This window comes from Bacteriovorax sp. BAL6_X (genome assembly GCF_000443995.1).
Lineage (GTDB): Bacteria > Bdellovibrionota > Bacteriovoracia > Bacteriovoracales > Bacteriovoracaceae > Halobacteriovorax_A.
Window position 1 is genome coordinate 384,379 of sequence record NZ_AUMC01000003.1, and the last position, 25,570, is coordinate 409,948.

Annotated in this window: 26 protein-coding genes and 1 tRNA gene; 8 read left to right on the forward strand and 19 right to left on the reverse strand. The window is 36.5% G+C overall.

Translation table 11 applies throughout. The features are described from left to right. Positions 1–33 precede the first annotated feature (33 nt). Positions 34–831 carry a transglycosylase SLT domain protein gene (locus M902_RS01970; protein ID WP_021266125.1) on the reverse strand — a complete coding sequence of 266 codons (798 nt, stop codon included), beginning with the start codon at positions 829–831 and terminating at the stop codon, positions 34–36. Beyond that, on the reverse strand, positions 831–1,304 hold the full coding sequence (locus M902_RS01975) for a hypothetical protein (protein ID WP_021265828.1): 474 nt from the start codon (positions 1,302–1,304) through the stop codon (positions 831–833). The genes M902_RS01970 and M902_RS01975 overlap by 1 nt, the downstream gene beginning before the upstream one ends. 178 nt (positions 1,305–1,482) lie before the next feature. On the opposite strand from M902_RS01975, the gene M902_RS01980 reads away from it, so the two are divergent. Continuing rightward, positions 1,483–2,862 (forward strand): M48 family metallopeptidase, encoded by a 1,380-nt coding sequence (locus M902_RS01980; RefSeq protein ID WP_021265807.1) that lies wholly within the window; start codon positions 1,483–1,485, stop codon positions 2,860–2,862. 32 nt (positions 2,863–2,894) lie between these two features. Here M902_RS01980 and M902_RS01985 read toward each other — a convergent pair whose 3' ends face one another. Next, a complete protein-coding gene (locus tag M902_RS01985) occupies positions 2,895–5,729 on the reverse strand; it encodes a peptidase MA (protein WP_021265997.1) in 2,835 nt (944 codons plus the stop codon). A gap of 92 nt (positions 5,730–5,821) precedes the next feature. On the opposite strand from M902_RS01985, the gene M902_RS01990 reads away from it, so the two are divergent. Both M902_RS01990 and M902_RS01995 read left to right on the forward strand, forming a co-directional pair. Further along, positions 5,822–6,454 (forward strand): NAD(P)H-binding protein, encoded by a 633-nt coding sequence (locus tag M902_RS01990; RefSeq protein WP_021265748.1) that lies wholly within the window; start codon positions 5,822–5,824, stop codon positions 6,452–6,454. A gap of 170 nt (positions 6,455–6,624) precedes the next feature. Then, entirely contained in the window at positions 6,625–8,487 is a 1,863-nt protein-coding gene (locus tag M902_RS01995; protein WP_021265841.1) for a CheR family methyltransferase, read from the forward strand. A 30-nt stretch (positions 8,488–8,517) separates the two neighbouring features. Here M902_RS01995 and M902_RS02000 read toward each other — a convergent pair whose 3' ends face one another. The 7 genes from M902_RS02000 to M902_RS02030 form a co-directional block, all read right to left on the reverse strand. Beyond that, positions 8,518–9,234 carry a phosphoribosyltransferase gene (locus M902_RS02000; RefSeq protein WP_021266381.1) on the reverse strand — a complete coding sequence of 239 codons (717 nt, stop codon included), beginning with the start codon at positions 9,232–9,234 and terminating at the stop codon, positions 8,518–8,520. 12 nt (positions 9,235–9,246) lie between these two features. Continuing rightward, the gene (locus M902_RS02005) at positions 9,247–9,732 is read right to left on the reverse strand and encodes a cyclic nucleotide-binding/CBS domain-containing protein (RefSeq protein ID WP_021266453.1); all 486 of its coding nucleotides are present in this window, start codon (positions 9,730–9,732) and stop codon (positions 9,247–9,249) included. A gap of 265 nt (positions 9,733–9,997) precedes the next feature. Continuing rightward, positions 9,998–10,073, reverse strand: a tRNA-Gly gene (locus M902_RS02010). Positions 10,074–10,170: 97 nt separating this feature from the next. Continuing rightward, complete coding sequence (locus tag M902_RS02015) at positions 10,171–11,349, reverse strand: APC family permease (protein WP_021266000.1); 1,179 nt, start codon at positions 11,347–11,349, stop codon at positions 10,171–10,173. A gap of 218 nt (positions 11,350–11,567) precedes the next feature. Next, complete coding sequence (locus M902_RS02020) at positions 11,568–12,497, reverse strand: KamA family radical SAM protein (protein WP_021265873.1); 930 nt, start codon at positions 12,495–12,497, stop codon at positions 11,568–11,570. Continuing rightward, entirely contained in the window at positions 12,494–12,760 is a 267-nt protein-coding gene (locus M902_RS02025) for a hypothetical protein (RefSeq protein WP_021265792.1), read from the reverse strand. Before M902_RS02025 ends, M902_RS02020 begins: the two co-directional genes overlap by 4 nt. A 15-nt stretch (positions 12,761–12,775) precedes the next feature. After that, a complete protein-coding gene (locus tag M902_RS02030; protein ID WP_084710418.1) occupies positions 12,776–13,651 on the reverse strand; it encodes an exonuclease domain-containing protein in 876 nt (291 codons plus the stop codon). Positions 13,652–13,802: 151 nt separating this feature from the next. Between M902_RS02030 and lpdA the strand changes: the two genes are divergently transcribed. Next, complete coding sequence (gene lpdA / locus M902_RS02035; RefSeq protein WP_021266414.1) at positions 13,803–15,191, forward strand: dihydrolipoyl dehydrogenase; 1,389 nt, start codon at positions 13,803–13,805, stop codon at positions 15,189–15,191. A 19-nt stretch (positions 15,192–15,210) separates the two neighbouring features. After that, positions 15,211–16,842 (forward strand): 2-oxoglutarate dehydrogenase, E2 component, dihydrolipoamide succinyltransferase, encoded by a 1,632-nt coding sequence (gene sucB, locus M902_RS02040; protein WP_021266298.1) that lies wholly within the window; start codon positions 15,211–15,213, stop codon positions 16,840–16,842. 48 nt (positions 16,843–16,890) lie between these two features. Here sucB and M902_RS02045 read toward each other — a convergent pair whose 3' ends face one another. The 3 genes from M902_RS02045 to M902_RS02055 all read right to left on the reverse strand — a co-directional run bounded on the left by M902_RS02045 (position 16,891) and on the right by M902_RS02055 (position 18,911). After that, complete coding sequence (locus M902_RS02045) at positions 16,891–17,463, reverse strand: glutathione S-transferase N-terminal domain-containing protein (protein ID WP_021266233.1); 573 nt, start codon at positions 17,461–17,463, stop codon at positions 16,891–16,893. A gap of 8 nt (positions 17,464–17,471) precedes the next feature. After that, a complete protein-coding gene (locus M902_RS02050) occupies positions 17,472–18,086 on the reverse strand; it encodes a hypothetical protein (protein WP_021266115.1) in 615 nt (204 codons plus the stop codon). 93 nt (positions 18,087–18,179) lie between these two features. Next, a complete protein-coding gene (locus tag M902_RS02055) occupies positions 18,180–18,911 on the reverse strand; it encodes a cyclopropane-fatty-acyl-phospholipid synthase family protein (protein ID WP_021266035.1) in 732 nt (243 codons plus the stop codon). A gap of 120 nt (positions 18,912–19,031) precedes the next feature. Here M902_RS02055 and M902_RS16735 point away from each other — a divergent pair, with 120 nt between their 5' ends. Further along, entirely contained in the window at positions 19,032–19,166 is a 135-nt protein-coding gene (locus tag M902_RS16735) for a hypothetical protein (RefSeq protein WP_021265781.1), read from the forward strand. On the opposite strand, the gene M902_RS02060 is transcribed toward M902_RS16735, so the two are convergent. Next, positions 19,146–19,898, reverse strand: coding sequence for an endonuclease I family protein (locus M902_RS02060; protein WP_021265834.1), 753 nt, complete (start codon positions 19,896–19,898; stop codon positions 19,146–19,148). The genes M902_RS16735 and M902_RS02060 overlap by 21 nt on opposite strands. A gap of 132 nt (positions 19,899–20,030) precedes the next feature. Next, positions 20,031–20,849, reverse strand: a complete 819-nt coding sequence (locus M902_RS02065) for an endonuclease I family protein (RefSeq protein WP_021265947.1) — start codon at positions 20,847–20,849, stop codon at positions 20,031–20,033. A gap of 232 nt (positions 20,850–21,081) precedes the next feature. Here M902_RS02065 and M902_RS02070 point away from each other — a divergent pair, with 232 nt between their 5' ends. Beyond that, complete coding sequence (locus tag M902_RS02070; protein WP_021266283.1) at positions 21,082–21,486, forward strand: hypothetical protein; 405 nt, start codon at positions 21,082–21,084, stop codon at positions 21,484–21,486. On the opposite strand, the gene M902_RS02075 is transcribed toward M902_RS02070, so the two are convergent. Continuing rightward, the gene (locus M902_RS02075; RefSeq protein WP_021266187.1) at positions 21,487–22,734 is read right to left on the reverse strand and encodes a replication-associated recombination protein A; all 1,248 of its coding nucleotides are present in this window, start codon (positions 22,732–22,734) and stop codon (positions 21,487–21,489) included. Positions 22,735–22,897: 163 nt separating this feature from the next. On the opposite strand from M902_RS02075, the gene rpsU reads away from it, so the two are divergent. Then, positions 22,898–23,122 carry a 30S ribosomal protein S21 gene (rpsU, locus tag M902_RS02080; protein WP_021266202.1) on the forward strand — a complete coding sequence of 75 codons (225 nt, stop codon included), beginning with the start codon at positions 22,898–22,900 and terminating at the stop codon, positions 23,120–23,122. 61 nt (positions 23,123–23,183) lie between these two features. Here the strand turns inward: rpsU and M902_RS02085 are convergent, their stop codons facing one another. From M902_RS02085 to M902_RS02095, 3 genes are all read right to left on the reverse strand, one after another. Beyond that, positions 23,184–24,005, reverse strand: a complete 822-nt coding sequence (locus tag M902_RS02085) for a hypothetical protein (RefSeq protein ID WP_021266188.1) — start codon at positions 24,003–24,005, stop codon at positions 23,184–23,186. Between the two features lie 48 nt (positions 24,006–24,053). After that, on the reverse strand, positions 24,054–24,599 hold the full coding sequence (locus M902_RS02090; RefSeq protein ID WP_021265797.1) for a hypothetical protein: 546 nt from the start codon (positions 24,597–24,599) through the stop codon (positions 24,054–24,056). A 113-nt stretch (positions 24,600–24,712) separates the two neighbouring features. Then, positions 24,713–25,555, reverse strand: coding sequence for a pyruvate, water dikinase regulatory protein (locus M902_RS02095; RefSeq protein WP_040314013.1), 843 nt, complete (start codon positions 25,553–25,555; stop codon positions 24,713–24,715). Positions 25,556–25,570 lie beyond the last annotated feature (15 nt).

Consider the following 25,570-nt stretch of genomic DNA (forward strand, 5'->3'; position numbering starts at 1 on the left):
GGTGCCAATTTTATTGGGCTTACCCTCCAGTTATTAAGGGGTTGCATTACATGGTGGATACATACGTGCAAGTTCTCCAATTGGCCCACCTGTCTGGCTATGATTAGGTCTTAATTTTTCCCAATAAGAGTTCGTTGGAAATATTTTACCATTCGCTTTATACATACCTTTTTTACCAAGGAGGATATTGTACATGATATCCATACTGCAGCGAACTTGGTTAATTGGTTCAATTGTCGACTTATACCCATTAGCAAATTGACAATTTTTACCTCGCCAATAACGTGCATCTTTTTTGCGATTTAACTGAAAGAGGCCAGTAGGGCGATCTGTAGGGTCTGGTACACGACCGGTATTTACTTTTGTTGGGTCACATGAAGATTCAACTTGAGCGATGGAAGCAAACATCCAAACCCAAAACCTCTTTCTTTGTTCATTATTAAGATTATACCAATTTGGACACGTATATGGTCTTGCTGTCATTCCCTTGATTTCATTATGTAGAAATACATCAGCAGCACCTGCTTCGTTATCGATATAATTTGTAATCATTTGTCCCCAAACACCTTCATTACCATCTTCATTAATGAACATCTGGCAGTCTTTGTTAAAGTACTTACCATCTCTACGGTGCTCAGTAGGGAGAGGGTCTCCTTGAGATATTGTATTATCTTCGACCTGGCAATTATGGCAATCTCCATCGGGAGGATTCGTGAAACTATTGATTACATTATTGAGTTCTTTCAAGAAATCTGCCTCTCTTGATTCGAGATCGTTACTATAAGAGTTAAAATTAAAAAATAGAATCAAAAAAAGAATAAGAGACTTCATTACTTTGCCTCCTTATTTTTTTGAACTTTAATATAGGAACACTTGATACCACTCTCTTTTGATTCATAGTTGATCATATCACTCTTTATTTCTAGAGTTTGAGTGCTCAACGAATCTTTCTGCTTAGTGGAAGGCATACAGTTCTTAACCTCACTAATTTGTACTACTTTTGTCTTCGTATAAGTGAATGTTGAAGTGTATGTACAATCTGACTTTTCACTTTTGTTCTTATCAGTAAGGGGTCCGATAAAAATTCGATGACCAATTCTTAGACCTTTCATAGGTGACTTTTCATCAACAAATTGAATTTCTGAGGCATCACAAAAGTCAGAGTTCTTTACAAGGGTATTGTATTCACCGACGTGTTTCTTCATCGTGGAGATGAAGTCACTTGCGTTCGAGGCAAAAGCAATTGAAGGAAGTATTAATATTATTACCAGTTTACAGATACTTATAGTTGAAATCTTAATCATACTAATCCTCTTATTAACTTCTGTATTGTACCATTTTATAGGGGGTTAGGGCACTAGGGAGACAAGTTTTCCACATCGATTATGACATGGCCTATGTTTTGTGTTCATTATTACACACTCTATGACAAATTAAGGATTTCGTTGGTAGTAATGAATATTACAAAAATGGGAGAAGCTTATGAAAAGAATGGTCAATATTGCGACGTTAATGACACTTGCATTACTTGTGTCATGTAATACTGAAAAAATATCGAAGATAAAATTTATCCATGCTCTAGAAGGTGAGTCTCTTTCTGGTGAAATGAAAATCAACGGCCAAGAGCTAAATCTATCTGGATCAGCGGAAGAATCATTTGAAGTTAAACCAATGTATCCAAGAAAGTTAAAGTTAAAGCTAGATTATAATCATGGCCCAGAGCTTAATAAACTTTCAGCAACTGAAATTAATATGGAATTTGAAGTACGTAATTACGACTCTGAAGAGGGAAGTGTTGATCTAAGAAAAGCAGGAACTGTAAAGCTTCAAGGTGATAAGCTTAAGCTAACAAATTGTACTAACACAGTTGATTTCAAAGTGAATGGTGATGAACTTGTAGTTGATATGTCGAAATTCAAAAGTCTTGCATCTTGTAAAGTAGTAGGAAAGTACAATAACTATAATCGTATTGGCGAAGAAGGTCGTCTACACAATGGTTTTGGACGAAACTTCTTTAAATTTGCAACTGATTCGCAGTTTGGGAAGGACGCTGCCTACGAAATTGTAAATAACTTCTCACGCTATATTTATCAAGATGGTGAAATGGCCGAGTACTTAAAAACAATGATTTCAAAAATCGCGAAATCATCTGATATGCCAGATGTTGAGCCAAAGGTTTTCTTTATTAATGCACCAATTGAAAATGCATTTGCTCTACCTGGTGGATATGTTTTTGTCTTTAGAGGTTTAATTGACTCTCTAGAAACTGAAGCAGAGCTTGCAGGTGTTTTAGGACACGAATGGGCACACGTAACTGAAAGACACGGTACTGAGTCTGTTACTAGAAATCTAAAGTCAATTGCTACTAAGTTTGTTGGTGCAGGATTTGTTTGGGCAAACTTTGGAATTCTTGGTGGTGCAGCAACTTACTATGTTTATGATAAGTTAGAAGATATTCCGCTTATGGGGTTTAGCCGTATTCAAGAACTTGAAGCCGATAAGCTAGGTGTTCAGTATGCTTATAAAGCAGGATATTCTCCTTATGGACTTGGTAAGTACTTCTCATCAGTTCCTGATTATGATGAGACTTTCTTCCAAGCAATTACTTCGAGTCACCCGAAATCATCAACTCGTGTAGAAAAAATTGAAGAGTTAATCTTTAATTATATTCCGTATGATTCTTCTCTTGTTGTGACAAGTACTGAGTATGAAAAAGCAAAAGAGTCGATCGATGAATTACAGGCTATGCCACCATATGTTGTAAGACAGCTAATGGTTTCGATGGGCGCACTTGTTGAATCAAGTATTAAAAAGAGTGTACGTAAGAAATTAAAACTAGATCACAAATTAGAAGAACGATAGAAAATAGGCCCTCGAAAGAGGGCCTTTTTATTTTAGAATGTAAGTCCAATTCCCAAGAAAACTTCATTTATATTTTCTTCAGTTTCATGTGTTCTGACAAAACGATAACCAAAATCTACAGGGATTGACCTGAAGATAGATGTATTAAAGACAATCTCTGCCCCATAACTACTTATATGAAATCCATTGTCAGCTGAAATTGCATAGACTTTCGTATTGTCATAAAAGAGATTCATATAGATACGCTTAAAGTAAATTAGAGATGCAATATTGTAATCTGGATAGAAGAGAGGGAATAGGTAATTTGAACTTGTTTTAATATATCTATTGGTAGCAAAATAATCATACCCACGAGAAAATACATATCCCATAATCTCTTGTGATGTCGGCTGGAAGCGATAACTTGTTCCTTCTCCGTACTTTTCTCCTGTAATAGAGAATTTAAATCCATTGTTTCTAAATAGACCTGGCGTTGTTAATGCGATGTCACCAAACCATCGATAATCTCCAACGACACCTGTTGTATCATTAGTGTCTGCATCTTGATACATACCAAGTAGTGAAAAGCTCCATGGGGAAATAATTGATCTTGCAGTAAAGTCTTTGTAAAGATCGATATTCAACGTTGTCGTTTGACGAATTAAATCGGCTTCACCATTAATATCAATGTCATTTGAGTTGTAGTCCTTTGTTTGCACGTATTCAGCACTGTAACCTAATGTAATATTCAGATTGTATAAGTTATGGCGAGAAACAAATGGAAGCTGTGCTTGAACTCCTACTGTATTTTCATCCCAACCATAGTTATCATTATCTGTTCCAAGACGGCTCACTTCTCTCTCTCTTAAATCAGCGATAAGGCTAAAAATTGGCCAGTATCTCTTAAAGTCAATTTGTAGTGAAGAATAAGATGTGTTCTCAGCTGCTTCATACCCAAGGTTAACATTCCAGCCAAAGTCTCTTAGATAATTATCTGCCCATAGAGATAGGCCATAACCTTGTCCAACAAAGAAGCTCCATGAGTGAGGCGTTAATGCCCTCCAGTCAAATCCTGAGTAATCTTTTTCTTTGTATTGCTCATAATTCTTAGTTGCGACTTCTTTTCGATCTTTAAAATCAATTCTTTCAAAATTATTTAAACGGTCACTAGGACTATCCTTAGAGTAGTATTTATCAGGATCTGTAAGGTATGAAATAGGAATGGACAGACAATTATCTGTTGTCACTTTACTAATTCTTTTCCCATTGATCGTTTGTTCAGAGAAGAGAATTTCACCATTTGTCATTGTCGGTGTATAGGCCGCGATTTTAGAAGTTGTACACTTCGCTAATGATTTGGTTTCAAAATTAAATTTGAAAACTTCTACCGCACCGTTGTGTTGCCCTTCAAATAAAATATTGCTTTTGAAATCTGTTTGTAGCCAGTATAGATTGTTAAAACTGATAGGTATTAAAGTTGTTACTTGTTGTGTTTCAAAATTTGCTTTTACAATTCCTTTTCCACCTGTGTCGATTGTCACTAGAGCGATAACTTCATTTCTGTTAATGGCCACTGCTTCAAGAAATTTATACTTTTCATTTTTAATGTGACGTAGCATATTTCCCGCAAGGTCCATCTCTTGGACAAGCCACTTATTTTTTGAGTCAAAATTAATCGCAATGATTTTGTCTCCAGCTTTATTAAAATGAGGATTGTATAATCGATGTCCAGAAGTGATATATTTTTTGCTTCCATCTTTTAAATCGATAAGACTTAAATCAGAATAGCTTTTAAATCCGTAGCGCCAATGTGGTAAGAAGTGCGACTGAATAGCATGACTCTTACTATAATCAAGTCGTGTTAAATCTTCACTGTAGGGAATATCTGTAAGAACTTCTTTTTCCCCATTGGATTCTCTAATTAAACGATAGAAGTTATTAAGGTCATATTCTAAGTAATATAAATCATCACCATTTTTAAATTGGTTCGTCTTAATCTTAAATTCTGTTGCTTTTAATTCTGGGAAGCTATCTTTTTTCCACTTCTTTCTAAGTTCTTCAAACGCTTCGTAGTAGAAGTCGTAAAAGTCGACACCAGAAGCATTTTCAATTGCACCAACAATACCATTTGGATATGGCCTTGCTGTCATATTGTCCATAACAATGTTCCAGAAATTATCACCATATTTTTTGTAACCATGAGAGATGAGTACATATCCATAAATATACCAATTAACGAGTTTGTCATTATATGTACCATTTACAAATTGATCGTATGTTGGAGTTTCACCTTTTAGTAGGACTGCCTTAAGCCTTGCCATAAAACGAGAAGAGCGTCCACGGCCTGATTGTGTGTATTTTGTTTCAGCATATATAGCATCTCCTTCCATAAACCATGGCTTACTTGCAAGAAAATTTAGAATCGATTGTCCGGAATCACCCATTAGTACATCAAAAGCTTTAACCGTTTTCTTATTGAAGATATCTTGTTGGATTATGTGGCGATATTCATGAATTGATAAATTTTCGTGCCATTCAACAGTACTCACGTGAGCAAAGAAGTTCGTCGAATCGAACCACTCTGTTCTTCTTGGCGTAAGAGTAACGAAACCATTTGGATTACCCATCTGAGGCCGATAAATTAAACTAACTTGTTTTGGCTTTTGTAGGCCATACGAGAGTCCAACGTATTTTGAATAGTGCTCCATAAGGTTTGCCATATAAATCGCATTATTCTTGAAGCCTGTAGGATATATAACCTGAACAAAATCATTTTCTACTGATGACCAGCTTTGCGGAGGACTTTGAGTATTTGCCCAATTATGTTGGGCCAATGTGTGAAAAGATGTTGATAATATAAAGGCAATAAAAAGTGCAAATCTTTGCATTAATGTCTCGCTATGTTTAAGTCTAATTTTATTTATATAAATTAAACTTTATTGTCGTGAATATGTAAACGAAATGCTGCTAAGGATAGTTTATGAGAATACTTCTTTTAGGTGCAACAGGACTGGTTGGCGGCCAAATATTAAAACAAGCATTAGAGAATCAAAGTGTTGATTTTGTCGTTGCACCCGTACGTCGTGAAATTAGTTCACACACTAAACTAAGTGCACCTATTATCGACTTTGATCATATAACGAAAGCTATGCTTAAAGAATGGAATGTCGATGCCGTTATTTGTGCTCTAGGGACAACCATTAAAGTGGCCGGGAGTAGGGATGCTTTTTCAAAAGTCGATTTTGAATACCCTCTCGCATTTGCAAAATGTGCAAAAGAGGCCGGTGTTGAAATATTTGTTTTAAATTCAGCAATGGGTGCAGATGAGAGTTCAAGGATTTTCTATAATCAAGTTAAAGGTAGAATAGAAAATGCCTTAAAAGAATTAAAGTTCAGATCGCTCTATTTCATAAGGCCAGGACTCATTGGTGGGGAGAGAGCGGAGTTTCGTCTTGGTGAGATTCTTGGGAAAATAGTTTTAAAATCACTACACTATGTCTTACCAAAAAAGTTACGTATTAACCCCGCTTCATCAATTGCAAGTGCCATGCTACAGGCCGCTATTGAGGGGAAGGAAGGGGTCGAAATTATGACATCTGACAGATTAATTTAAATTCGAAAATGAGTTTTCAATACCTTACTTCGAGATTGATATAAATTTTGTTCCGATTGTATTTTATAATTTAACTATTTGAAATTACTGTTAAGAAATTGAAATAGTTGTCGATAGGTAGAGATATAGATTTTTCATCTATGGGGATTTTTTATAATTCGGAGAACTATGTGAGCGAAGCTTTTAAAAAAGGTATTGAGTGGGATATTATCAGTCTTGCTAATTATGTGTCAGAAATTGTTTCAAAAGAAAGTGGAAATATTTTAGGGCCAGCACAACAGTCGATGGTAACAAGTCGTCTTAAAAAGAGAATGATGACCTTAGGTTGTTCGACTCCGGAAGATTACTATAGTTATCTTACAAAGAATTATAATAAGGAATCGTCTCATCTCATTTCGATGCTAACGACTCACCATACTTACTTTTTTAGAGAGTTCTCGCACTTTGAATATCTCTTGAAAAATATTGATAGTATTGTTGCAAATGCTAAGAAGCGTGGAGACTCAACAATTCGAATTCTTTCGGCCGCTTGTAGCCGTGGACAAGAAGTGTATTCACTTGGAATGTTCTTTAATCATCATTTAAAAAACTACCCAGGTATGCGTTTTGAAATTATCGGAACTGACATTGACCCAGAAAGTGTAAAGATCGCTAAGAATGGTGTTTATCGCTATCGTGAAATTAAATCAATTCCAACTGTTTACCTAACTGGAAATTGGATGCGTGGCTCTGGTGAGATTTCGAAGTTTGCAAAGGTAAATGCTAACATTAAAGATAATTGTCAATTTGGTGTTATGAACCTACTTTCTCCTGAGAAGTTCTTAGGTAGTAAAAAGTTTGATATTATTTTTTGTCGTAACGTTTTTATCTATTTTGATCAGAAATCAATTGAAAATATCGTAGTTAATTTTAAGAAGTATCTTCATAAGGATGCTTTATTTGTCACGGGGATTAGCGAGTCTCTTAAAGGCACTAGCTTAAAAGTTCAAACATTGGCACCAAGTGTTTATAGTCTTGACCCATCAGCACCAGTTAAAACTGAGAGAACTCTTAGTCTTGTTAACGATGGTAGCACACCAATTACAAGAACGACTTCGAGACCTAAGTCATTGCTTTCATCTATCCCTAAGCCTATTCGTATGCTAGTTGTAGACGACAGTTCTTCTGTTGTGAAACTACTAACAAAGATCTTTGAGAAGGATGAGGATTTTGAGGTTGTTGGTACAGCTGCTAATGGAGTTGAGGCACAGGAGTTTCTTAAAACTAACAAGGTCGATGCAATGACTCTTGATATTCATATGCCTGAGATGGATGGTGTTGAATATCTTAAAAAGAACTATCGCATGGGGCATCCTAACGTCATTGTTGTTTCTAGTGCTAGTCGAGAAGATACACGCTATGCTCAAGAAACTCTAAATAATGGTGCATGTGATTTTGTTGAAAAGCCCGCTTTAAACAATCTTTCGGAACGAGCGGAAGAAATTAAGAATAAAATTAAAATGTCATTCCTGAACTCAGGAACAGTATTGACACGAATTGACCGTTCGTTTCAGAAGAGCTTCGATATTAAATCGCCAGATACGAAGGCGCGCTTTTTTGTCGGTAACTTTAGTGATAAGAAGAAAATTGTCGCAACACTTGATGAATTAAGAGGGAATCAGCCTCCAACATTCTTATTTTTTGAAGGTAACGGAAACTTCCTTGAGATGATTAGTGAAGAGTTTAAGTCTGTTCCAAATGTTGAGGTTTTTTCTCAAATGACTACAGTTGTGAATAATGCTGTCTATATTTGCGATTTCAAGACTCACTTTGCAGCTGTTAATTCAAAAACATCATCTAGAAAGAAAAGCTTATCGGTTTTTGGTATCGTTTCAAAGCAAGTGGAGAATTCATTCTTTGAGTTAAAGAATACTCAAATACTTATTGAAGATACAGAAAGTATTAACGAGAGTGTCAAAGAAGTCGCTTCAGATATCTTCCCATGGACGAGTTTTGCTCACCTTGGAACTGAATATCTTGCAGACGATGAATAATTAATACTTTAATATTGAAAGTCAGGAAGATTATTTCCTGACTTTTCTAACTGGTTCGTCCTCACATTCAAATTTCTGAATTTGCTCGTATTTACGTTCATCTTTAGTTAAGAAATAGATCTCCTCTAAGAATTCTTGAGCTTGTGTGTTACTGACCTGTGGAAAATCTAAGTAAAATTCTGCTACAGATAAGAAGTTATGAGGTGTCTCAAGTACTAGCAAATCATCAACAGTATTAGTGATATCACTCCACGCTTCTCTAGAACAAACAGGAGTGAGAACTTGTATTTGATTTGGTTTATGTTGCTTGATTAGTTTTATCGCTGCTTTGACTTTCGCACCCGTTGCAATACCATCATCCACAATGAGAATATCACGGCCAGAAAGATCGATTGGTGAATTCTTCTTTCTTAAGAGTTTTGCTTGCTGTATTGCCTCTTGTTTTTTTTCATTTGTTAATCGCCGCAGTTGTAGTTCATTAAGTCCAAAATGGCTCACTAGCTCTTTATTGTAATAAATTTCCCCTGACTCGGTTACTGCACCGATCGCCAGATCTTGATTTTTTGGAGCGGTGATTTTCTTGACACATATAATATCAAGAGGGAGTACGAACCTTTTTGCAATTTCGTATGCTACTGGAACACCTCCTCTTGGGAGTGCAATGACTACTTTATTGCCATCATCGAGTATCTTATCTTTAAACTCTTCAGCAAGCAGTTTTCCTGCCTCATTTCTACTCTTAAACATATTGGCTTCCTCTTATGCAACTTTTACTTGTCTTTTTTCACCTATTGGACATTGAATGGCCGATTCTTTTTCTATTTCTAAATTAACAATTTTAGATAAGTCATAGAGCTCATTTCCAATGGTTTGAATAATATCATCAGAGGAGATAATTCCTATGATCTGATCCCTTCCATTAACAACCGGAAGACGTTTAATACCATTTGCTTGCATCTTTTTTATTGTGTCCACCACGCTATCATTGGGTGTACATAGAACAACATTTTTAGTCATAATTTCACTTACTTTAGAATTTGGTTCAATTTTACCTTTTTTACCAAATGAAATAGCTATATCTCGATCGGTTAAAATTCCAATAGGAGTGTTCTTCTTTCCTGTAACATTATCCACGACAACGATAGCACCGACATGCTTCTCATACATCTGTTTAGCAGCGTCTTTTAGTGTCGCATTTGAATTTATGATGACAGTGTTCTTTTGAATCATATCTTTGATTGCCATTTTTTCTCCTTTTAAACTCTTCATCTCAAGATGATTATAAGAGGAGTTATTTGCAGATATGATTTAATTATTTTTAAAGAAAGGTTTTGATTAATTTGCGATTATTGTTCAGATTAGCGCCGGTGTATCGTCTAAAAATGGAAATATCTTATTTATTAAAAGAATGGAGCGCGTGATACTGAACACGCAAGTGTTCAGCAAGATTAACCAAGCGTTAGCGCCGGTGTATCGTTTAAAAATGGAAATATCTTATTTATTAAAAGAATGGAGCGCGTGACAAGATTCGAACTTGCGACATCCACCATGGCAAGGTGACACTCTACCAACTGAGTTACACGCGCTTACTTGAGTGAAAAGGAATATATTGCTGAGAGAAAAAGTTGTCAATACTTATGGATTAAAAAATCTAAGAAAAATTTTAAATACTTAATTTTACAATCAAATAATAAGAAATAATATATTTACTATGACGGCCAATATAGGCGTCCAAAGATATTTAACTTTGATCTGTCTATTCTTTATTCTAATTAAAACAAGCGACGTGTTTACCAAGGTGAAGATAATAAGAATAATAAAGCTTGTGGCCATGGCCAATGATTTTAATTCAAAAAAGCTTATAAGTATGGTGATGACAACAGCTATAACAATAGTTGCGTTGATAGGTGTTTTTGTTTTTTTATTCACTACAGATAAAAAGCTCATCCACTTAAAAGGGTGCCTAAGTCCATAGAGTATTCGTGATCCCATAATTACTTGGGCCATTATTCCGTTGAATATCGCAAAAGATCCTATCAGGCCAATAACAAAGGGATCGCCTCCATGATGTACATACATATCTTTGATGGGAGCAGGACTAGTATTTAATTTATTTAAGGGAATACTTGAGATTGCGACAATCGCCACTAGAATGTAGAGAATAGTCGAAGTGATTAAAGCAATATAAATGGAGCGACTAATAGTGACTCTAGCAACAGTCGTTTCTTCTGCAAGATTTACCATATCTTCAAATCCAATAAAGGCATAGAAGGCAATGAAAGCTCCAGCAAGGATTGATTGAGATTTATCCCAAGAAATATTTTCTAACATTTTTGGAATCATGAAGTTACTTTCAACTAGTTCTGGCCACGCCACTAAGCAAACTAAAATAAGGCCAGTTACTTCAATAAGAGTGAAGATGATAATAAGATTAATTGATTCCTTAATTCCTTTGATAGCGAGAAGGGTGATAACTAGAATGACAAGGGTGGCTATGAGAGAATTTGGTATGTCTATAAGTACTTTGAAGTAACCAATAAACGCCTTCGTTAAAGTCGATGCACTAATAACGCCAGTAAAGGCCACTAACCAGCCGACGAGGTTTGACAGGCCTATGTTTTTAAATCCTTGATAGACATATTCTGCTTCTCCGGCACTTTTGGGATGGAGCTTTACTAGTTGTGAGTATGATATTGCCGTTAAAGAAGCAATGAGTGCTGAGAGCATAAAAGAGACAGGGGCCAGAACTCCTGAGGTTGCAGATATTTTTCCAATAAGTGAATAAATTCCTGCTCCTAAGATTGTACCAATACCATACAAAGAAACTTGAAATGTATTGAGAGTTCTTTTTAGTTTTACCATCAAAGAACCTTATCAGGTACGCGGACACTTTTCGACTTATTAAAGCTTTAGCAATTCTTTACTTAAAAAGTCTCAACTTTTCGGGCATTTTTTATTCGTTTTCGATGAATTATGCACCTTCTTATAAGGGCTAGCTCACTAACTAATGAATAAGTCGAAATGGGTTGATGGCAAGTTATGTCTAAGTGATTTAAATTGCGAAAAGTGTCCGCGTACCACTATAGATTTCTTTTTCCAGAGCCATCCGGAGAGTCCAGAATATATTGGGGGAGAAGCCAACCCGGAACTTGGCGACGAAGTTTGCGATAAATTTCACGGCCCTTATCTTGAGAGAGATAAAAGTGCATGGCACCTTTGGTTTGATCTGGATGATGGAGGTAGTAAGGTCTTACTCCTAATTCATGTAATGTGTAGATAAGCTTCACTAAATCATCAACATTATCGTTCACACCTTTTAAAAGCACGGATTGTGAAAGTAGTGAAAAGCTACTTCCAAGCCTTGCTATGCAATTACGTACATCTTTTGTTATTTCATCTGTGTGATTTATGTGAATAACAATATTGATATCGTTAAAATCTTGCCTGTAGTTGTTAAGAACTTCGATTACTTCATTACCAATATAATTTGGAAGCGAGGCCGGAGTTCTCGTATGAAAGCGTATGAATTTAATATGCTCAATTTTACTAAATTGATTTAGGTAGAAATCAATCTTTGAAGCAGAAAGCATGAATGGGTCACCACCTGAAAAAATGATTTCATTAATTTCTGAATGGGACTTTAAATATGCAATAACTTTCTCAAAGTCGGCCTTAAAGATTTCATGCTTGTCGCTTAGTTCGTTCTTTCTAAAACAGTAGCGACAGATAACTGGACATATCGTTGTCGGTGTAAAGAGAACGCGATTATCGTAGCGGTGAATGAGTTGTGGGGCAACGTATTTTTCTTGGTCGCCAATTGGATCTTCAAGTCCCATATCCGAAGACTCAAAAGCTGAAGGAAGGAATTGTTTGGCATGAATTCCGTCTAAGCCTTCTTTCTGAATGATTTCATTGATGTGGTCGGGGATAAAGACTTCGTAACGAGAAGGCCCTAAATTTAAACCAAAGCGAGCATTGATTTCATCTGTGCTTCGCAGTCCTTTTCTCATTTTTGATCTTGATCTTCTTGATTTCTTTGTGCTTCTTCGTGTTTCTTAATATCGTTTAAATGATGCCACTTGGCCCAAGCTGCACAACCACGAATAAGTAGGGCACCGTAAAGTGCAATTCCCGTAAAGTGAAGCATAACACTTATAGTTGAAAGAACACCTGTATTTTGAAGTAACCAGTAAATCCAATAGAGTAAGGCGATGTGAATAACGAAGATCACAACAAATTGGATTTTATATGAGATAGATTTTCCTGCTAACATTGCGCCTTTATATAACTACTTTGAGTCATTTTCAACATACTCACGGATTTCTTGAATCTTTTTAATGGCAAAAGACTTGTATATATCTGTAAGTAGGCAGTGAGCGTAGAGAACATCTCCTGCTGGCATTGGAAGCAAGGCAACAGGTTTTATTGGTCTAAACTTGCCTTTATAAGATCCGCCCTTATATTTGATATCAATTATTTCTTGTTTAGAAATATGCTCTTGAAGTTTTTGGATTGTTTCAGGGGCTTCTGCAATATTGGCCTTTCTGAAATCTTGAATATTTAAGATTTCACCTTCTTTGAGCTGGCGATTGGACTTTACTCCATCAAGGGTTTTGGCAAAAACTCGCAGACATGCGATTGTATCGTCTAGTGCGCGATGGTGATTTTCAAGTGGAATATCAAAATGTTTACACAATGAACTTAGTTTATGGTTTTCACTGCCTTTGACGTATTTACGAGAAAGTTTGCATGAGCAATAAACTTTGGCTTTATGTAATTCTATCTTAAGTTGATGCATAGCAAAGACGATAAAGCCTATATCAAATTTTGCATTATGGGCAACGAGAGTGTGAGTTCCACAGAACTCAAGAAATTTTGGTAAGACTTCTTCAATTGAAGGAGAGTCCTTAACCATCTCGTCAGTAATACCATGGATTTTTGTTGTGAATTCTGGAATTGGATTTATAGGTTTTACAAGGGTTTCGAAAGTTTCGATTTTATTCCCGATGACTTTAATAGCCGCAATTTCAATGATTTCGTCAACTAAAGGGGAGAGTCCAGAGGTCTCTAAGTCGAGTGCTATAAGGCCTTCTGGGAAATACTTATTGATATTTTTAATTTCGCTTTGTGTAAAATTAATGAGAATCCCTTTAAGTTGGCTTATAGAGGGCTGTTACGACGATTTGTAAATATTAACGAATCGTAGCAACGTGTCATGCCAATTTTAAATAATTTTAGTACGTTGAAGAACCTTAAATCTTAACTTTTATTACTGATTATGGGCCTTATGGTCAATAGTTTGAGGAAATATTTTTATGAAGAATTTTGATGTTATTGTTATTGGTTCTGGGCCTGGTGGATACGTCGCCGCTATTCGTGCAGCCCAACTTGGAAAGAAGACTGCGATCGTTGAAAGTAAAGAGCTTGGCGGTGTTTGTCTTAACCGTGGATGTATTCCAACGAAAGCGGTTCTAAAAGCGGCTCACAGTGTACACGAGCTTGCTGATATGAAAGATCTTGGTATTGATGTTGAACTGAAAGGTTTAAATGGTGGCCAAGCTGTTAAGCGTGCAAAAGGAATCTCTGCAAAGATTTCTGGTGGTGTTGCTTACCTAATGAAGAAAAACAAAATTGAAGTTTTTGAAGGTTATGGAAAACTTCGCACTAATACACAAGTTGAAGTTACTTCATCTCGTGGTCACACTGAAACAATTGAAGGAACAAATATCATCCTTGCAACTGGTGCTCACTACCGCTCATTCCCTGGACTTGAGCATGATGGGAAGAGACTGATCGGTGCTTGGGAAGCGATTAAAATGGAAGAGCTTCCAAAGTCAATTGGTATCATCGGTGCAGGTGCAATTGGTGTTGAGTTTGCTTACTTCTGGAATGCGTTTGGTGTTGATGTTCATATCTTTGAACTACAAAAGCATTTACTTCCAATTGAAGATGAAGAGTCATCTAAAGTTGTGGAGAAAGCATATAAGAAATACGGAATTAAAATGTCTCTTGGTGTTGAAAAAGTATCTGCTAAGAATAATGGAAATGACGTTACAATCACGGAAGTTAAAGGCGGAAAAACGGTTGAACACAAGTTTGACATGGGTCTTATCGCTGTTGGTATGACAGGAAATATCGATGGAATCGGACTTGAAACAGTTGGTGTTCAAACTGATCGTGGATTTGTTGCCGTAAATAATACTTACCAAACAAATGTACCTAATATCTACGCAATTGGTGACCTTGCTGGTCCTCCTCTTCTAGCGCACGCAGCTTCTCACGAAGGTATTATTGCAGCTGAAGCAATTGCAGGTCTTCACCCACACCCTCTAGATAAGATGAATGTTGCTGGTTGTACTTACTGTCAGCCTCAAGTTGCATCTGTTGGTTACACAGAAAGAGCTCTTAAAGAGCAAGGTATTAAATACTCAGTAGGTAAGGTTCCATTTACTGCAAATGGTAAGGCCATGGCCTCTAATGAAACAGAAGGGTTTGTTAAAACTCTTATGGGTGAAGATGGAGAAATGCTTGGTGCACACATTGTTGGTACTCATGCAACTGAACTAATTCACGAGTATGTACTGTTCAGACAAATGGAAGGTGTTGATGAAGAAATGTTCGCAACAATTCACCCACACCCAACTTTAGGTGAATTCCTAGCTGAGTCTGTGTTAAACGCTAAAGGTAGATCAATCAATTTTTAATTATATATAAGGACTGAGTATGAAAAATGATATCGTAATGCCTCAAATGGGGGAATCAATTACAAACGGAACGATTACGAAGTGGCACAAGCAAGTTGGTGACACGATTGAAATCGATGAGATCCTACTAGAGATCTCGACTGATAAAGTTGAATCAGAAATTCCATCACCATATTCTGGAAAGATCGTTGAGATTCTTTTTGAAGAAGGTGAAACTATTGATGTTGGGATTAAGATCGCAGCAGTTGATGATGATATGAATGCTGATGTTTCAGCAGCAGCTCCAGCGGCGGCACCTGCTCCTGCAGCAGCAACGCCGACTCCAGCTGCAGCACCAGCGGCTTCTTCTGACACACTTGAAGATGTTGTTATGCCTCAGATGGGTGAATCAATTACAAACGGTACAATCACGAAGTGGCACAAGCAAGTTGGTGACATGATTGAAATTGATGAGATCCTTCTTGAGATCTCGACTGATAAGGTTGAGTCTGAAATTCCTTCACCATTTGAGGGACGTATTGAAGAGATCCTTTTTGAAGAAGGTGAAACAATTGATGTTGGGATTAAAATCGCATCTGTTGAAACAGATACATCAAAGCCACAAGGGGCAGCGTCTTCAGTACCGGCAGCAGCAAGTGCTCCAGCAGCAGCACCAGCGGCAGTTGCAACAGCTCCTGCAGCGGCAGCATCTGTTCCAGCAGGACGTCGTTTCTATACTCCACTAGTAAGAAACCTTGCTCAAAAGCATGGAGTTGATCTTAACGAATTAGCTCACCTAAGTGGAAGTGGAGCAGGTGGACGTGTTAACAAAGCTGACTTCATGAACTATTTAAATAATAGAGGGGCAGCTCCAGCTGCAACAACTTCGGCTCCAACAGCGACAGCGGCAGCTCCGGCTCCAAAGGCAGCACCAGCTCCTGCAGCTTCTTCTGTTCCATCGGCAACAAGTGGACGTGTTGAAGTTATTAAAATGGACAATATGAGAAAAGCGATTGCTAAGAATATGATCGCTTCTAAAATGACTTCACCACACGTTAACTCGATTGATGAAGTTGATATGACAAATCTATTTAAGTTTAGAGAAGGATTTAAGAACCAATTCAAAAAAGAAGAAGGTTTCTCTCTAACTTACACGCACTTCATTCTTTATGCTCTAGTACAAGCACTTAAAGAGTTCCCAATGGTTAACTCTTCAATTGTTGGTGATGAAATCCACATGAAGAAAGATATCAACCTTGGTTGTGCAGTAGCAGTTCCTGGTAACGGACTTGTTGTTCCAGTAATCAAAGGTGCTGATAACTTAAATATTAGAGGTATGGCAAGAAAGCTTGATGAGCTTGTTCAAAAGGCAAGAGCTAAGAAGCTTACAATGGATGATATGTCAGGTGGAACTTATACTTTCACAAATAACGGATCATTTGGAATTCTTGCAGCTACTCCTGTTATCCTTCAACCACAACTTGGTATCTTCTGTGTTGGTACAATGAAGAAGCGTCCAATTGTAACTGAAGATGATGCAATTGCAATTCGTCAGATGATGTATGCAACTCATACATATGACCACAGACTAATTGATGGTGAAATTGGTTCTAAATTCCTTAGACATGTAATTAACACTCTTCAAACAACTGATTGGGCACAATTATTCTAAGAAGTTTTAAAATTTCATAATAAGAAAGGCTACCGATGGTAGCCTTTTTTATGTTCTTGGTGCTGACTTTTGATAGCGCTCTTTATCTTTTAAACTCTCATATAAGTTTTCTAGGGCCAGATGGCCTTTTTTCCAGTTAAAGACTTCTCGAAATGAAAGCCAATCAAGGACACAAAGTAACCAGTCCTTCTCCATTTGGTGAAGTCCACCTTTATCAACTTTTTTTTCTAGTGAAGCAAGAATGCTTTTAACTCTCTCAAATTGAACTTGCGAAAATTTTGACTCCCATTTGAGATCACATTCCCAAAGCTTTTGTTGAAAGAGGATAATACAGGAATCACAAAGCTCATCTATTAGGCGTAGTGCTAATTTAGTTTTTACATCTATTTGCTTTCCTTGCTTTTCAAGTAGGTATTCACAAATAATAGTCGAATCAAAAATAGATCCATCTTCTGTTTCTAGAATTGGAATTCTTCTTGCAGCATTGTATTTTCCAATCTGCTTTGCACCATCTGGAGTAAGAGATCTCACTTGCTCAAGCTCATAAGGGATTCCTAAGTCTTCGAGTACGAGAATTACTTTTCTAACAAAAGGTGATGTCGTTGATCCTATTAATTTCATACCGGTCCTTAGTTTAAATTATTATCAATTTTAATTTTTGGATTAACTGCCTTAATTGTAACGTTAAATTGGCATTGGTAGATATCTTTTTTCTCATTCTTTTCAATGTAGCAATTAAGGTGTTTTCCTTTTCTAACCTCGTACTTTTTATTTCCAATTGTATGATAGTTCTCAGCAATTAGATCGAGTTTGTTCCAAAAGCGTTTTGCTAGATGGGAATCGAATTTAATTCTTAGGGTATTATTATCGTAGCTAATTGTTGATTTACCATTACTCTTTGAACTCCCAAGAAACTCACTAATTGCTCCTTTGCCAAAATCTGTATCCTTATCAAAGGCCGATAATTGTCCTTCTCCACGGCCATTCAAATAAAGGTGGCAATGAAATTTATGACTTGGTTCACGTACACAAAAGAAATACTTATGATAGCGAAAGACAAGTCCATGAACGAGATCAGCGTAGGTATTCTTAACGGGGAGACCAAGAAAGATTTCTCTGGCATATTTTGAGTCGACGACAGAAAACTCATTAACGTGACTAGAGACGGCAATACCCGAGATTTCAGCAGCAAATGTTTTAAAGGTTAGGATAAGAGCAAAGGATATTAGTGCAAGCTTCTTCATAACTATGAACTATAGATTTCATCGATAATGAAGTAAAACAAGTTCACAAAAGCTTAACAAAGAAAACAGTAGGCCAACAAACTAAAAATCTAACTACTTGTAAATAGTAACAAGGCTTCGATACATCTTCTTTGCCTTGTGTGATTCTACATTTTTATTAATCTCATTGAACTTTGTACGATATAAATTTGAGTTTCCTTCAGCAATAAAATCAGGACCTAGCTTTTCTAAAAGTTCCTTGGCCTTATTATTAAAAATAAGGTCATCTTGAGTGAAATCCTGAACTTCAAATTTATCTTTATATTTATTGGCCAGGGCCTTACCAAGTCGAGTCTTGTAAAATGGCCTCTCGGAAGTATAAGTGAGGATGAATCTTCCCTTTGGCTTAAGGCTGTCCATAACCTTATTTAGAGTGCGGTAGAGATCATTTAGCATATAGAAGCCATCTAGTGAGATCACAAGGTCAAATTCGTTTTCTCCTAGCCATGTTGTTTCATAATTTGCTTCTTTAAACTCATGGTCACTTTCAACTAAATCAAACCCCTTGGCCTTAAGTTTATATTTTTTGGCAAAGTAGGCCGTTAGCTGACCTGTTCCACAGCCAATATCGAGAACTTTCTGATGAGGCTTAAAGTGGGAGGTTAGGGCATAGAATTGCTTCTTTGAAAGATTATTCTGCATGAAGCATTCGATTCCGTGCATCTCTTTACAGTAGATGAGATAAGATTGTGATTCTTTTGCAAAACGGTAGTAATTTGAAAAGGCCTGCTTCGCTTTGGCGTTGAATCCTTTCTGACTAAGTAATTTACGAATAATTTGAAACATAGTTTTTTATACTCCTATTTTCTTTAAAATTCTATCTTCATGAAATCTTAATCATTTAGAATTTGTGAGAACTTTAATTAAGTGTTTAAAATATATTAAGAAACCAAATAGGAGGTTCCTATGATTAAGTTTTTGGTATTTTTAGGTTTGCTTGTGACTTTAGCGAATGCTGCTGTAACGACGGTATTTATTGACGGCCTCAATTTACAAGGCCGCCAAAAAGTTGAAAATATATTAGAAGTCTTTGATATCTGAAACTAGCTCAGGAAAGTCGATAAAAGGATTTCTATTTCCTTGAATTCTCTCGATTTTATCATTGCGCTCGATCTCTTCACTATCTACCGGATCTTCCGCGTGCCATCTTCTTAAATAGTTTTCCATTCTACTGTTAATCTTTGCTCCATAGCGTGTTGCAAAGTAGAACATTGCACGAGCAACGTTACCTTTGTGCTCTACAGGTGGCTCAAAATAGTGCCCATCTGAGTGAGAGGCAAAGCAGTCTCTTGTCGCGCTCTTACCACTTTTAATATCACCAAAGTCATTGGAGCTACGTACGCTATTTGCTTTTGAATCAGTTGGGAAGAGGTGGTGAAGATCTCCTTTTTGTAGCCTTGAACTAAAGGCACCCGTAAATTTTGACTGAGGCCAAGTGTGTTCACAGTTTACGACCTGATGATTTGGAGTTCTTCCATTTCCAATTGAACCAATATTTGGAGTGTTCCCATTAAATACCTTATTACAGTAAACACCTTTTACATAAGGCTTATTACCTTCATCGTATTTTAAATGTAATTCATTAAAAAGGTAGCGCTTGGCCTGAGAGTAAGAATTTTTTGTGTGATTTTGGCTTGTAATTCTCTGTAGTTGTGTTCTTAGGTTTTCATTTTTTAAAAGGTCATTTGCGATATCTGCTTTAAATGATTCCGGATAGTAACCGGCAGTAGCCGTTAGGGCGAGTAGTGCCACTACTAAGAGTCTTAATTTCAAAATCTAATCCTTGATAATGTTTTTGTACATAAAAGCATCTCAAAGATAAAAGGCTTTGCAAAATAAAAAATCAAATAGAAAGGCCTTCTTAACAGAAGGCCAATATTAGTACTGAAATGGAATAGTCAGATATTAGAAGTTATTGATCTTATCAGCTAGGTTAGGGATATCAATAAATGGATTTCTGTTATTTTGAACAGAATAAATAATATTATTTCTTTCTCTTTCTTCTGCATCAACTGGATCAAGTTTGTCCCACTCTCTAAGAACTCTTTCTTGGTTACTTGAGATTGAGATATCGTATCTTACAGAGAAGTAGAAAAGTGCTCTTGCAACATTTCCTTTATGATCCGCTGGTGGCTCGAAAGCACCATTACCTTGAGTTTGAGAAGCTGTACAATCTTCATAATCTACTGGAAAACCATCTACATTATCAAACTCGTAGTTACCTCTTACAGAGTTTGCTTTTGAATCAGTAGGGTATAGGTGGTGTAGGTCTGACTTTTGAAGTCCTTTATCAAAACGGCCAGTAAATTTTGATTGTGGCCAAGTGTGCTCACAGTTTAGAACGTTAGAGTTAGGGATTTGCCCTGGACCCATTGAGCGAGTTTGGTATCTTCTTAGTGTTTTCTGGCAGTATACATCTTTAATGTAGTAACCTTTATCATCTTCTTTTAAATGGATTTTTCCGAAAAGAACTTTTCTAGCACCTTTGTATCCAAGGCTTCTTTGGCCATAACAACGACCTTTATTCTTAGAATCACATCCAAGTACATCCTGTGCATTTGTTTCTTGGTGAGTTGTATTTAGGACTTCAAAAAGATAGCTCTTTAATTCCTCTCCACCTCTTGCAAGAAAATTTTTAGTTTCTTTTGGGTAGTAGTTGTTTAATTCCGAAGCATTAATCGTAAGAGCGAGAAGTAGTGTTGATAGAACGATTGCGATTTTCATCAAATCCCCTTTGGTGTTTGTGTGTGTGAAACTTTTATAGGATATAATTATTAAATTGGCTAATGGGAATATTAAGTTTTTCTAATAAAATCTAACACAAGTTCTAATTTCAGTAATTAGACGCATTGCTCTTAATTAAACTTTGACAAAAGTTTCGAAAAATCTAGCTTTCTTTAGTGTGTTTTTGTATAAGTCATCAAAGAAATCAACAACACTATTAGGGTAACTTAATATGAAATACATCTTACTTGCATCTTTGCTTATATCTTCAAGTGTATTTGCTTACACTAAGACAACTCTTAACTGTATTAAAAAGTTAACATATGATCTAAATGTCGATAGCCGTGCCTTTAAAATTAATACAGATGAGGTTGATGTAGATATTGACTTTGAGGGAAGACCCCTAGATGAAGCAATTGCTATCATTAGAACGACTCTTGAACTTAACGGATGTAATAGTCATAACACAATTAATTTTTCTAAGACGCCATCTGGGCGTGCCAAGAGCCGTTGTGTGGAGCTTGTTCCTGGACAAGACTACTCAATGAGCTGCTATATTGAATCAAATATGGGCTTCTTTTTTGTGACTAAAGACCTACAAACTGATGCTTTTGTCGTTTACTCTCGCTGGGACTAATTAATAGCCCCATAATTCTGATAAGCGCTTTTTAATATTCTTTTCGACACCTATATCTTTAGGTTGATAGAACTTTGGTGTACCATTAGGTGCATATTGTTGTCTCACGAATGAGCCTTCAAAACTGTGTGGGTATTGATACTTTACCTTGTGAAACTTATCTGGAAAGTTTTTTAAATGCTCGGGAACCTCAATTGTCTGTGAGTTTTCAACGTAGGCCAGTGCTTCATTTATAGCATTATAAGCAGCATTACTCTTTACTGTACTAGCTAGATAAGTCGTCGCTTGAGCGAGTGTGATTCTTGCTTCTGGCATTCCAATATTTTGAACTACATGAAGGGCGTTTGTGGCCACTGTTAATGCGTTTAGATCAGCATTTCCGACATCCTCACTGGCAAAGATTACAAGTCTTCTTGCAATGAAAACTGGATCTTCTCCACCATCTAGCATAACAGCTAGCCAAAGAATGGCCGAGTTAGGATCACTCCCACGCATACTCTTAATGAAAGCCGATATCACATCGTAGTGACGGTCTCCACCAGCATCAAAATTACGGGAGTTCTCTTTAATAATATTTTTAACAGTCTCAAAATCAATTTCATCTTCTTGCTCAAGAAGAGAGAAGATTACTTCTAAACTACCGAGGGCAATTCTTGCATCACCGTTGGCATAGTCGCAAATAAGTTCGAGATACTCTTGTGACAATTCTTTTTCCAACTTGGAAATAGTTCTCTTTATCAGTGAGCGAATCTTATCTGTTGTAAAAGACTTAAGCTCAATGATCTTCATACGTGATAGGAGAGCGCGATTTACAGATCGACGAGGATTCTCAGTTGTTGCACCAATAAGGATGAAGCTTCCTTGTTCAACATGAGGAAGGAGGGCATCTTGTTGGGCCTTATTAAAGCGATGTATTTCATCAATAAAGATAATGGATTTTCTTTGGAAGTCACGGGCCTCTTCCTGGGCCTTTTGAATAAGCTTTTTTAGATCTGCAACTCCTGATAGAACAGCACTAAATTCATAGAAATTTGCATGAATTTCGTTACCCAAAACCTTGGCCAAAGTAGTCTTTCCACTTCCAGGAGGCCCCCAAATTATTAATGAAGGAATAGTATCGCTTCTGAGGAAAGGAAAGCGTCTAGCTAGCGCGTCAAAGCCTTCATAATCCTGCCTATTTTCAGGTCTAACCTGATGGGCCAGGGGAGTAACTTTATTATCTTCTGCGTTAAATAAGCCTTGTTGCATATATTACCTATTCGTTATTGGCCATTGACACACTGTGGGGCCGTCGTGTAATTTAACATACCAATTAAAGCTAGACAAAATTTGTGCTTATTGAAGCACTAATAAATCTCGCAAATGCGTCGTTAAAGGCGTTGAGAAAAAAAAATAGAAGGAGGTGAATGTTATGTCTAAAGATTACTCAATCAAAATCGAGATCGATGAAAGATTAAGTGCGGAAAGAGCTCTTAAGAAATTCAAGAGATACTGCGAAGCTTTCGGTGTTATTAGAGAATACAGAAAGAGACAAGAGTATAAGAAGCCTTCTATTAGAAATAAAGAAAAGCTACAAGCGGCTGAGAAGAGAAGAAAGAAAACTCAGACGAAGTACAGTAGAGGTTCTAAAATCTAATTTGATTTAAATTTCTTATATACTGAAGGGCTCCCGATGGGGGCCCTTTGTATTTTAGCTATCAATAAAACATAAGTTTAAGAATACTATTCCAACGAGCGTGCATAACCTTAACGTTACGAACATATTCTCTTGGAAATCCAGTTTGACCCTTTTCTAGGTCCATGTGAAAAACATTCCATTGCATATTAAGATCACCAAGGCGGTCGATAAACCAGCGTTTATCAAGTTCTGGAATCATCTTTAGCTCTAGTGGCGAGAGAAAATTATCAAGAAATTGTTCAAAAGATGGCTTTAACTCATTTGGAATAATGTAGATAAAGGCATCATTTGAATAGTTGTACATCTTTCCAACGTAATTCTTATACTTTTCAATATGTGGAGTATATGTCGAAAAGTTAGTTCCCTCGGTTAGGTGAAGAAGCTGAATATAGGATTGAACCCTGAGGTTTAAGTTGTCGATATTATCAAGAAGGGAGATAAGGTTAATATAGTCATCAACATTTCCGTACTGCTTACTTGGTAGTGAAATAAAGTCTTCTCGTAGCTTTTTGATATTTCGCTCAATTGCTTGAATTAGTGGAATAACTTCCTTTACGTATTGATAGCAGGTCTTTTGATTTTTCTTACAATTGTTAAATGCACCATCAAATTGAAGAACGAGTTTTAATGTGTTCTCTCTTAAGTTGATGAAGTCTTGAGATGTGTACGTGATTCTTTTTACGATATAGTAGAAGTCATTCTTGATCGAACGAAGCTGTGGACGTACATAGCGTCGATAGCTGTAATCACTTAGCTTTAGTTTTGAAGAATCGAAGTTAAAGTACGGATACTCCGCAAAACTTGAAAACGTTAAAAGAATGGCAAAAATTATTTTCTTCACTTCTTAAATGATTGAAGAGATGGCGCAAAATGTCAATGAAATGAACTCTTAACCAACCAGATCGAGATCAGCTTGAGGAGAAATATGACTTAGTTCAATGAACTTTGGTTTCTTTTGAAGAGAGCGAAAATCTCGCACCCAACTATCGGTGTTACAAAGTGAGATTGAAATATTATATCTTGGGATTTTGTTCTTTGCTAAGTTTCTTGGAAATAATCTCAATGGTGCACCGTGAAGTTTGAAGTGAACATCAAGATGAGAAGGGATTTTTCCTGAATAAATAAGCGCTAAGCAAATAAAGGCACCAGCATTTGATGATTCAATTTGAATTCTATCGCCTTTAGATCTTTTAATAAGAGAAAGTAGATCATTTGAATATTTTTCGATTTCTTTAGTGTTTAAGTTTTCAAACTTGAAGATATCTTTTCTGTTTTTAGAAGTTAGAACTCTTTTTTCATTCTCTGAAAAATTAAGGTGAGAAAAATTATTCATCATCACTTCATCAAAGGTAGGCTCTTGAGTATCAAATTTATAAACTACATCAGCTCCAGCACCTTTTACTTTGATTTTTCCAGAAAATAAGACCTTAGACACAACGAACCCCGTAGTTACTAAATTGATAATGTTATTTAGTTAATCGGAACGATTGGGTACTAAGTTAAGTAAATTTCCTATAAAATTTGAAATTTAACTAATTATCATCGAATTTATTCGTCAGACTCACTCATTAACTGCTTGAAAATATTATTCTTTCTCATTTGAAGCAGTTTCATGATATCTGTGGCCGTCTCTTCTAGGGCGCGGTCAGTAACATCAAATACTGGCCATCTCTTATTCTTGCCAAAGATTTCATTGGCCCATTCCAGCTCTTCGATAACTTTATTAGTATCTGCATAATCGCCCGTGTGCTCAGTTGCACCAAGTTTATTTAAACGATTTTTACGAATTGAATAAAGTGCTTCAGGATCAATTGTAAGCGCAAAGATTTTTCTTTGATCAATTTCAAAGAGTTCTTTTGGAAGATCTTGTCCATTAATAATAGGGATATTTACAACCTTAATTCCGTGTTGAGATAGGTACACTGAAAGAGGTGTTTTCGATGTACGAGAAATCCCTACAAGAATTACATCCGCTAGGTGGAGAGTTTCAACATTTCTTCCATCATCGTGGTTAAGCGTAAACTCCATGGCAGCAACACGGTCAAAGTATTCAGAATTAACAGCATGTAGAAGACCGGGTTCACTCTTAGGCTCTTGATGAAAGTAATTAGAGAAAGTCGTAAGTACTGGCCCCATTAAATCAAGAGAGCGCACATGCTTTTGCATTGAGATTTCTTTTGTATATTCTCTAAGTTCTGCTGAAACGATTGTATAAATTACGAGGTCGTGATGAATAGCTGCTTCGTCAAAAATTGATTTAATTTGTTCCTTTGTGCGAACATTTTTAAAACCTGTATAGAAGACTTCGCTTTCTGGGAACTGTGTCATGGCCGCGCGACTGATCGCTTTTGCTGTTGAACCTGTACCGTCAGAAATAATAATTATTTTCATCTTTTTCAAAATTTA

Coding starts and splice junctions, on each gene's coding strand:
- M902_RS02025 (WP_021265792.1), bottom strand. CDS start 12,760: ATGTTAGCAGGAAAATCTATCTCATATAAAATCCAATTTGTTGTGATC.
- M902_RS02020 (WP_021265873.1), bottom strand. CDS start 12,497: ATGAGAAAAGGACTGCGAAGCACAGATGAAATCAATGCTCGCTTTGGT.
- M902_RS01990 (WP_021265748.1), top strand. CDS start 5,822: ATGAGAATACTTCTTTTAGGTGCAACAGGACTGGTTGGCGGCCAAATA.
- M902_RS01970 (WP_021266125.1), bottom strand. CDS start 831: ATGAAGTCTCTTATTCTTTTTTTGATTCTATTTTTTAATTTTAACTCT.
- sucB (WP_021266298.1), top strand. CDS start 15,211: ATGAAAAATGATATCGTAATGCCTCAAATGGGGGAATCAATTACAAAC.
- M902_RS02045 (WP_021266233.1), bottom strand. CDS start 17,463: ATGAAATTAATAGGATCAACGACATCACCTTTTGTTAGAAAAGTAATT.
- M902_RS02065 (WP_021265947.1), bottom strand. CDS start 20,849: ATGAAAATCGCAATCGTTCTATCAACACTACTTCTCGCTCTTACGATT.
- M902_RS02000 (WP_021266381.1), bottom strand. CDS start 9,234: ATGTTTAAGAGTAGAAATGAGGCAGGAAAACTGCTTGCTGAAGAGTTT.
- M902_RS02055 (WP_021266035.1), bottom strand. CDS start 18,911: ATGTTTCAAATTATTCGTAAATTACTTAGTCAGAAAGGATTCAACGCC.
- M902_RS16735 (WP_021265781.1), top strand. CDS start 19,032: ATGATTAAGTTTTTGGTATTTTTAGGTTTGCTTGTGACTTTAGCGAAT.
- M902_RS02005 (WP_021266453.1), bottom strand. CDS start 9,732: ATGGCAATCAAAGATATGATTCAAAAGAACACTGTCATCATAAATTCA.
- lpdA (WP_021266414.1), top strand. CDS start 13,803: ATGAAGAATTTTGATGTTATTGTTATTGGTTCTGGGCCTGGTGGATAC.
- M902_RS01985 (WP_021265997.1), bottom strand. CDS start 5,729: ATGCAAAGATTTGCACTTTTTATTGCCTTTATATTATCAACATCTTTT.
- M902_RS02050 (WP_021266115.1), bottom strand. CDS start 18,086: ATGAAGAAGCTTGCACTAATATCCTTTGCTCTTATCCTAACCTTTAAA.
- M902_RS02015 (WP_021266000.1), bottom strand. CDS start 11,349: ATGGTAAAACTAAAAAGAACTCTCAATACATTTCAAGTTTCTTTGTAT.
- M902_RS02070 (WP_021266283.1), top strand. CDS start 21,082: ATGAAATACATCTTACTTGCATCTTTGCTTATATCTTCAAGTGTATTT.
- M902_RS01975 (WP_021265828.1), bottom strand. CDS start 1,304: ATGATTAAGATTTCAACTATAAGTATCTGTAAACTGGTAATAATATTA.
- M902_RS02075 (WP_021266187.1), bottom strand. CDS start 22,734: ATGCAACAAGGCTTATTTAACGCAGAAGATAATAAAGTTACTCCCCTG.
- M902_RS02095 (WP_040314013.1), bottom strand. CDS start 25,555: ATGAAAATAATTATTATTTCTGACGGTACAGGTTCAACAGCAAAAGCG.
- M902_RS01980 (WP_021265807.1), top strand. CDS start 1,483: ATGAAAAGAATGGTCAATATTGCGACGTTAATGACACTTGCATTACTT.
- rpsU (WP_021266202.1), top strand. CDS start 22,898: ATGTCTAAAGATTACTCAATCAAAATCGAGATCGATGAAAGATTAAGT.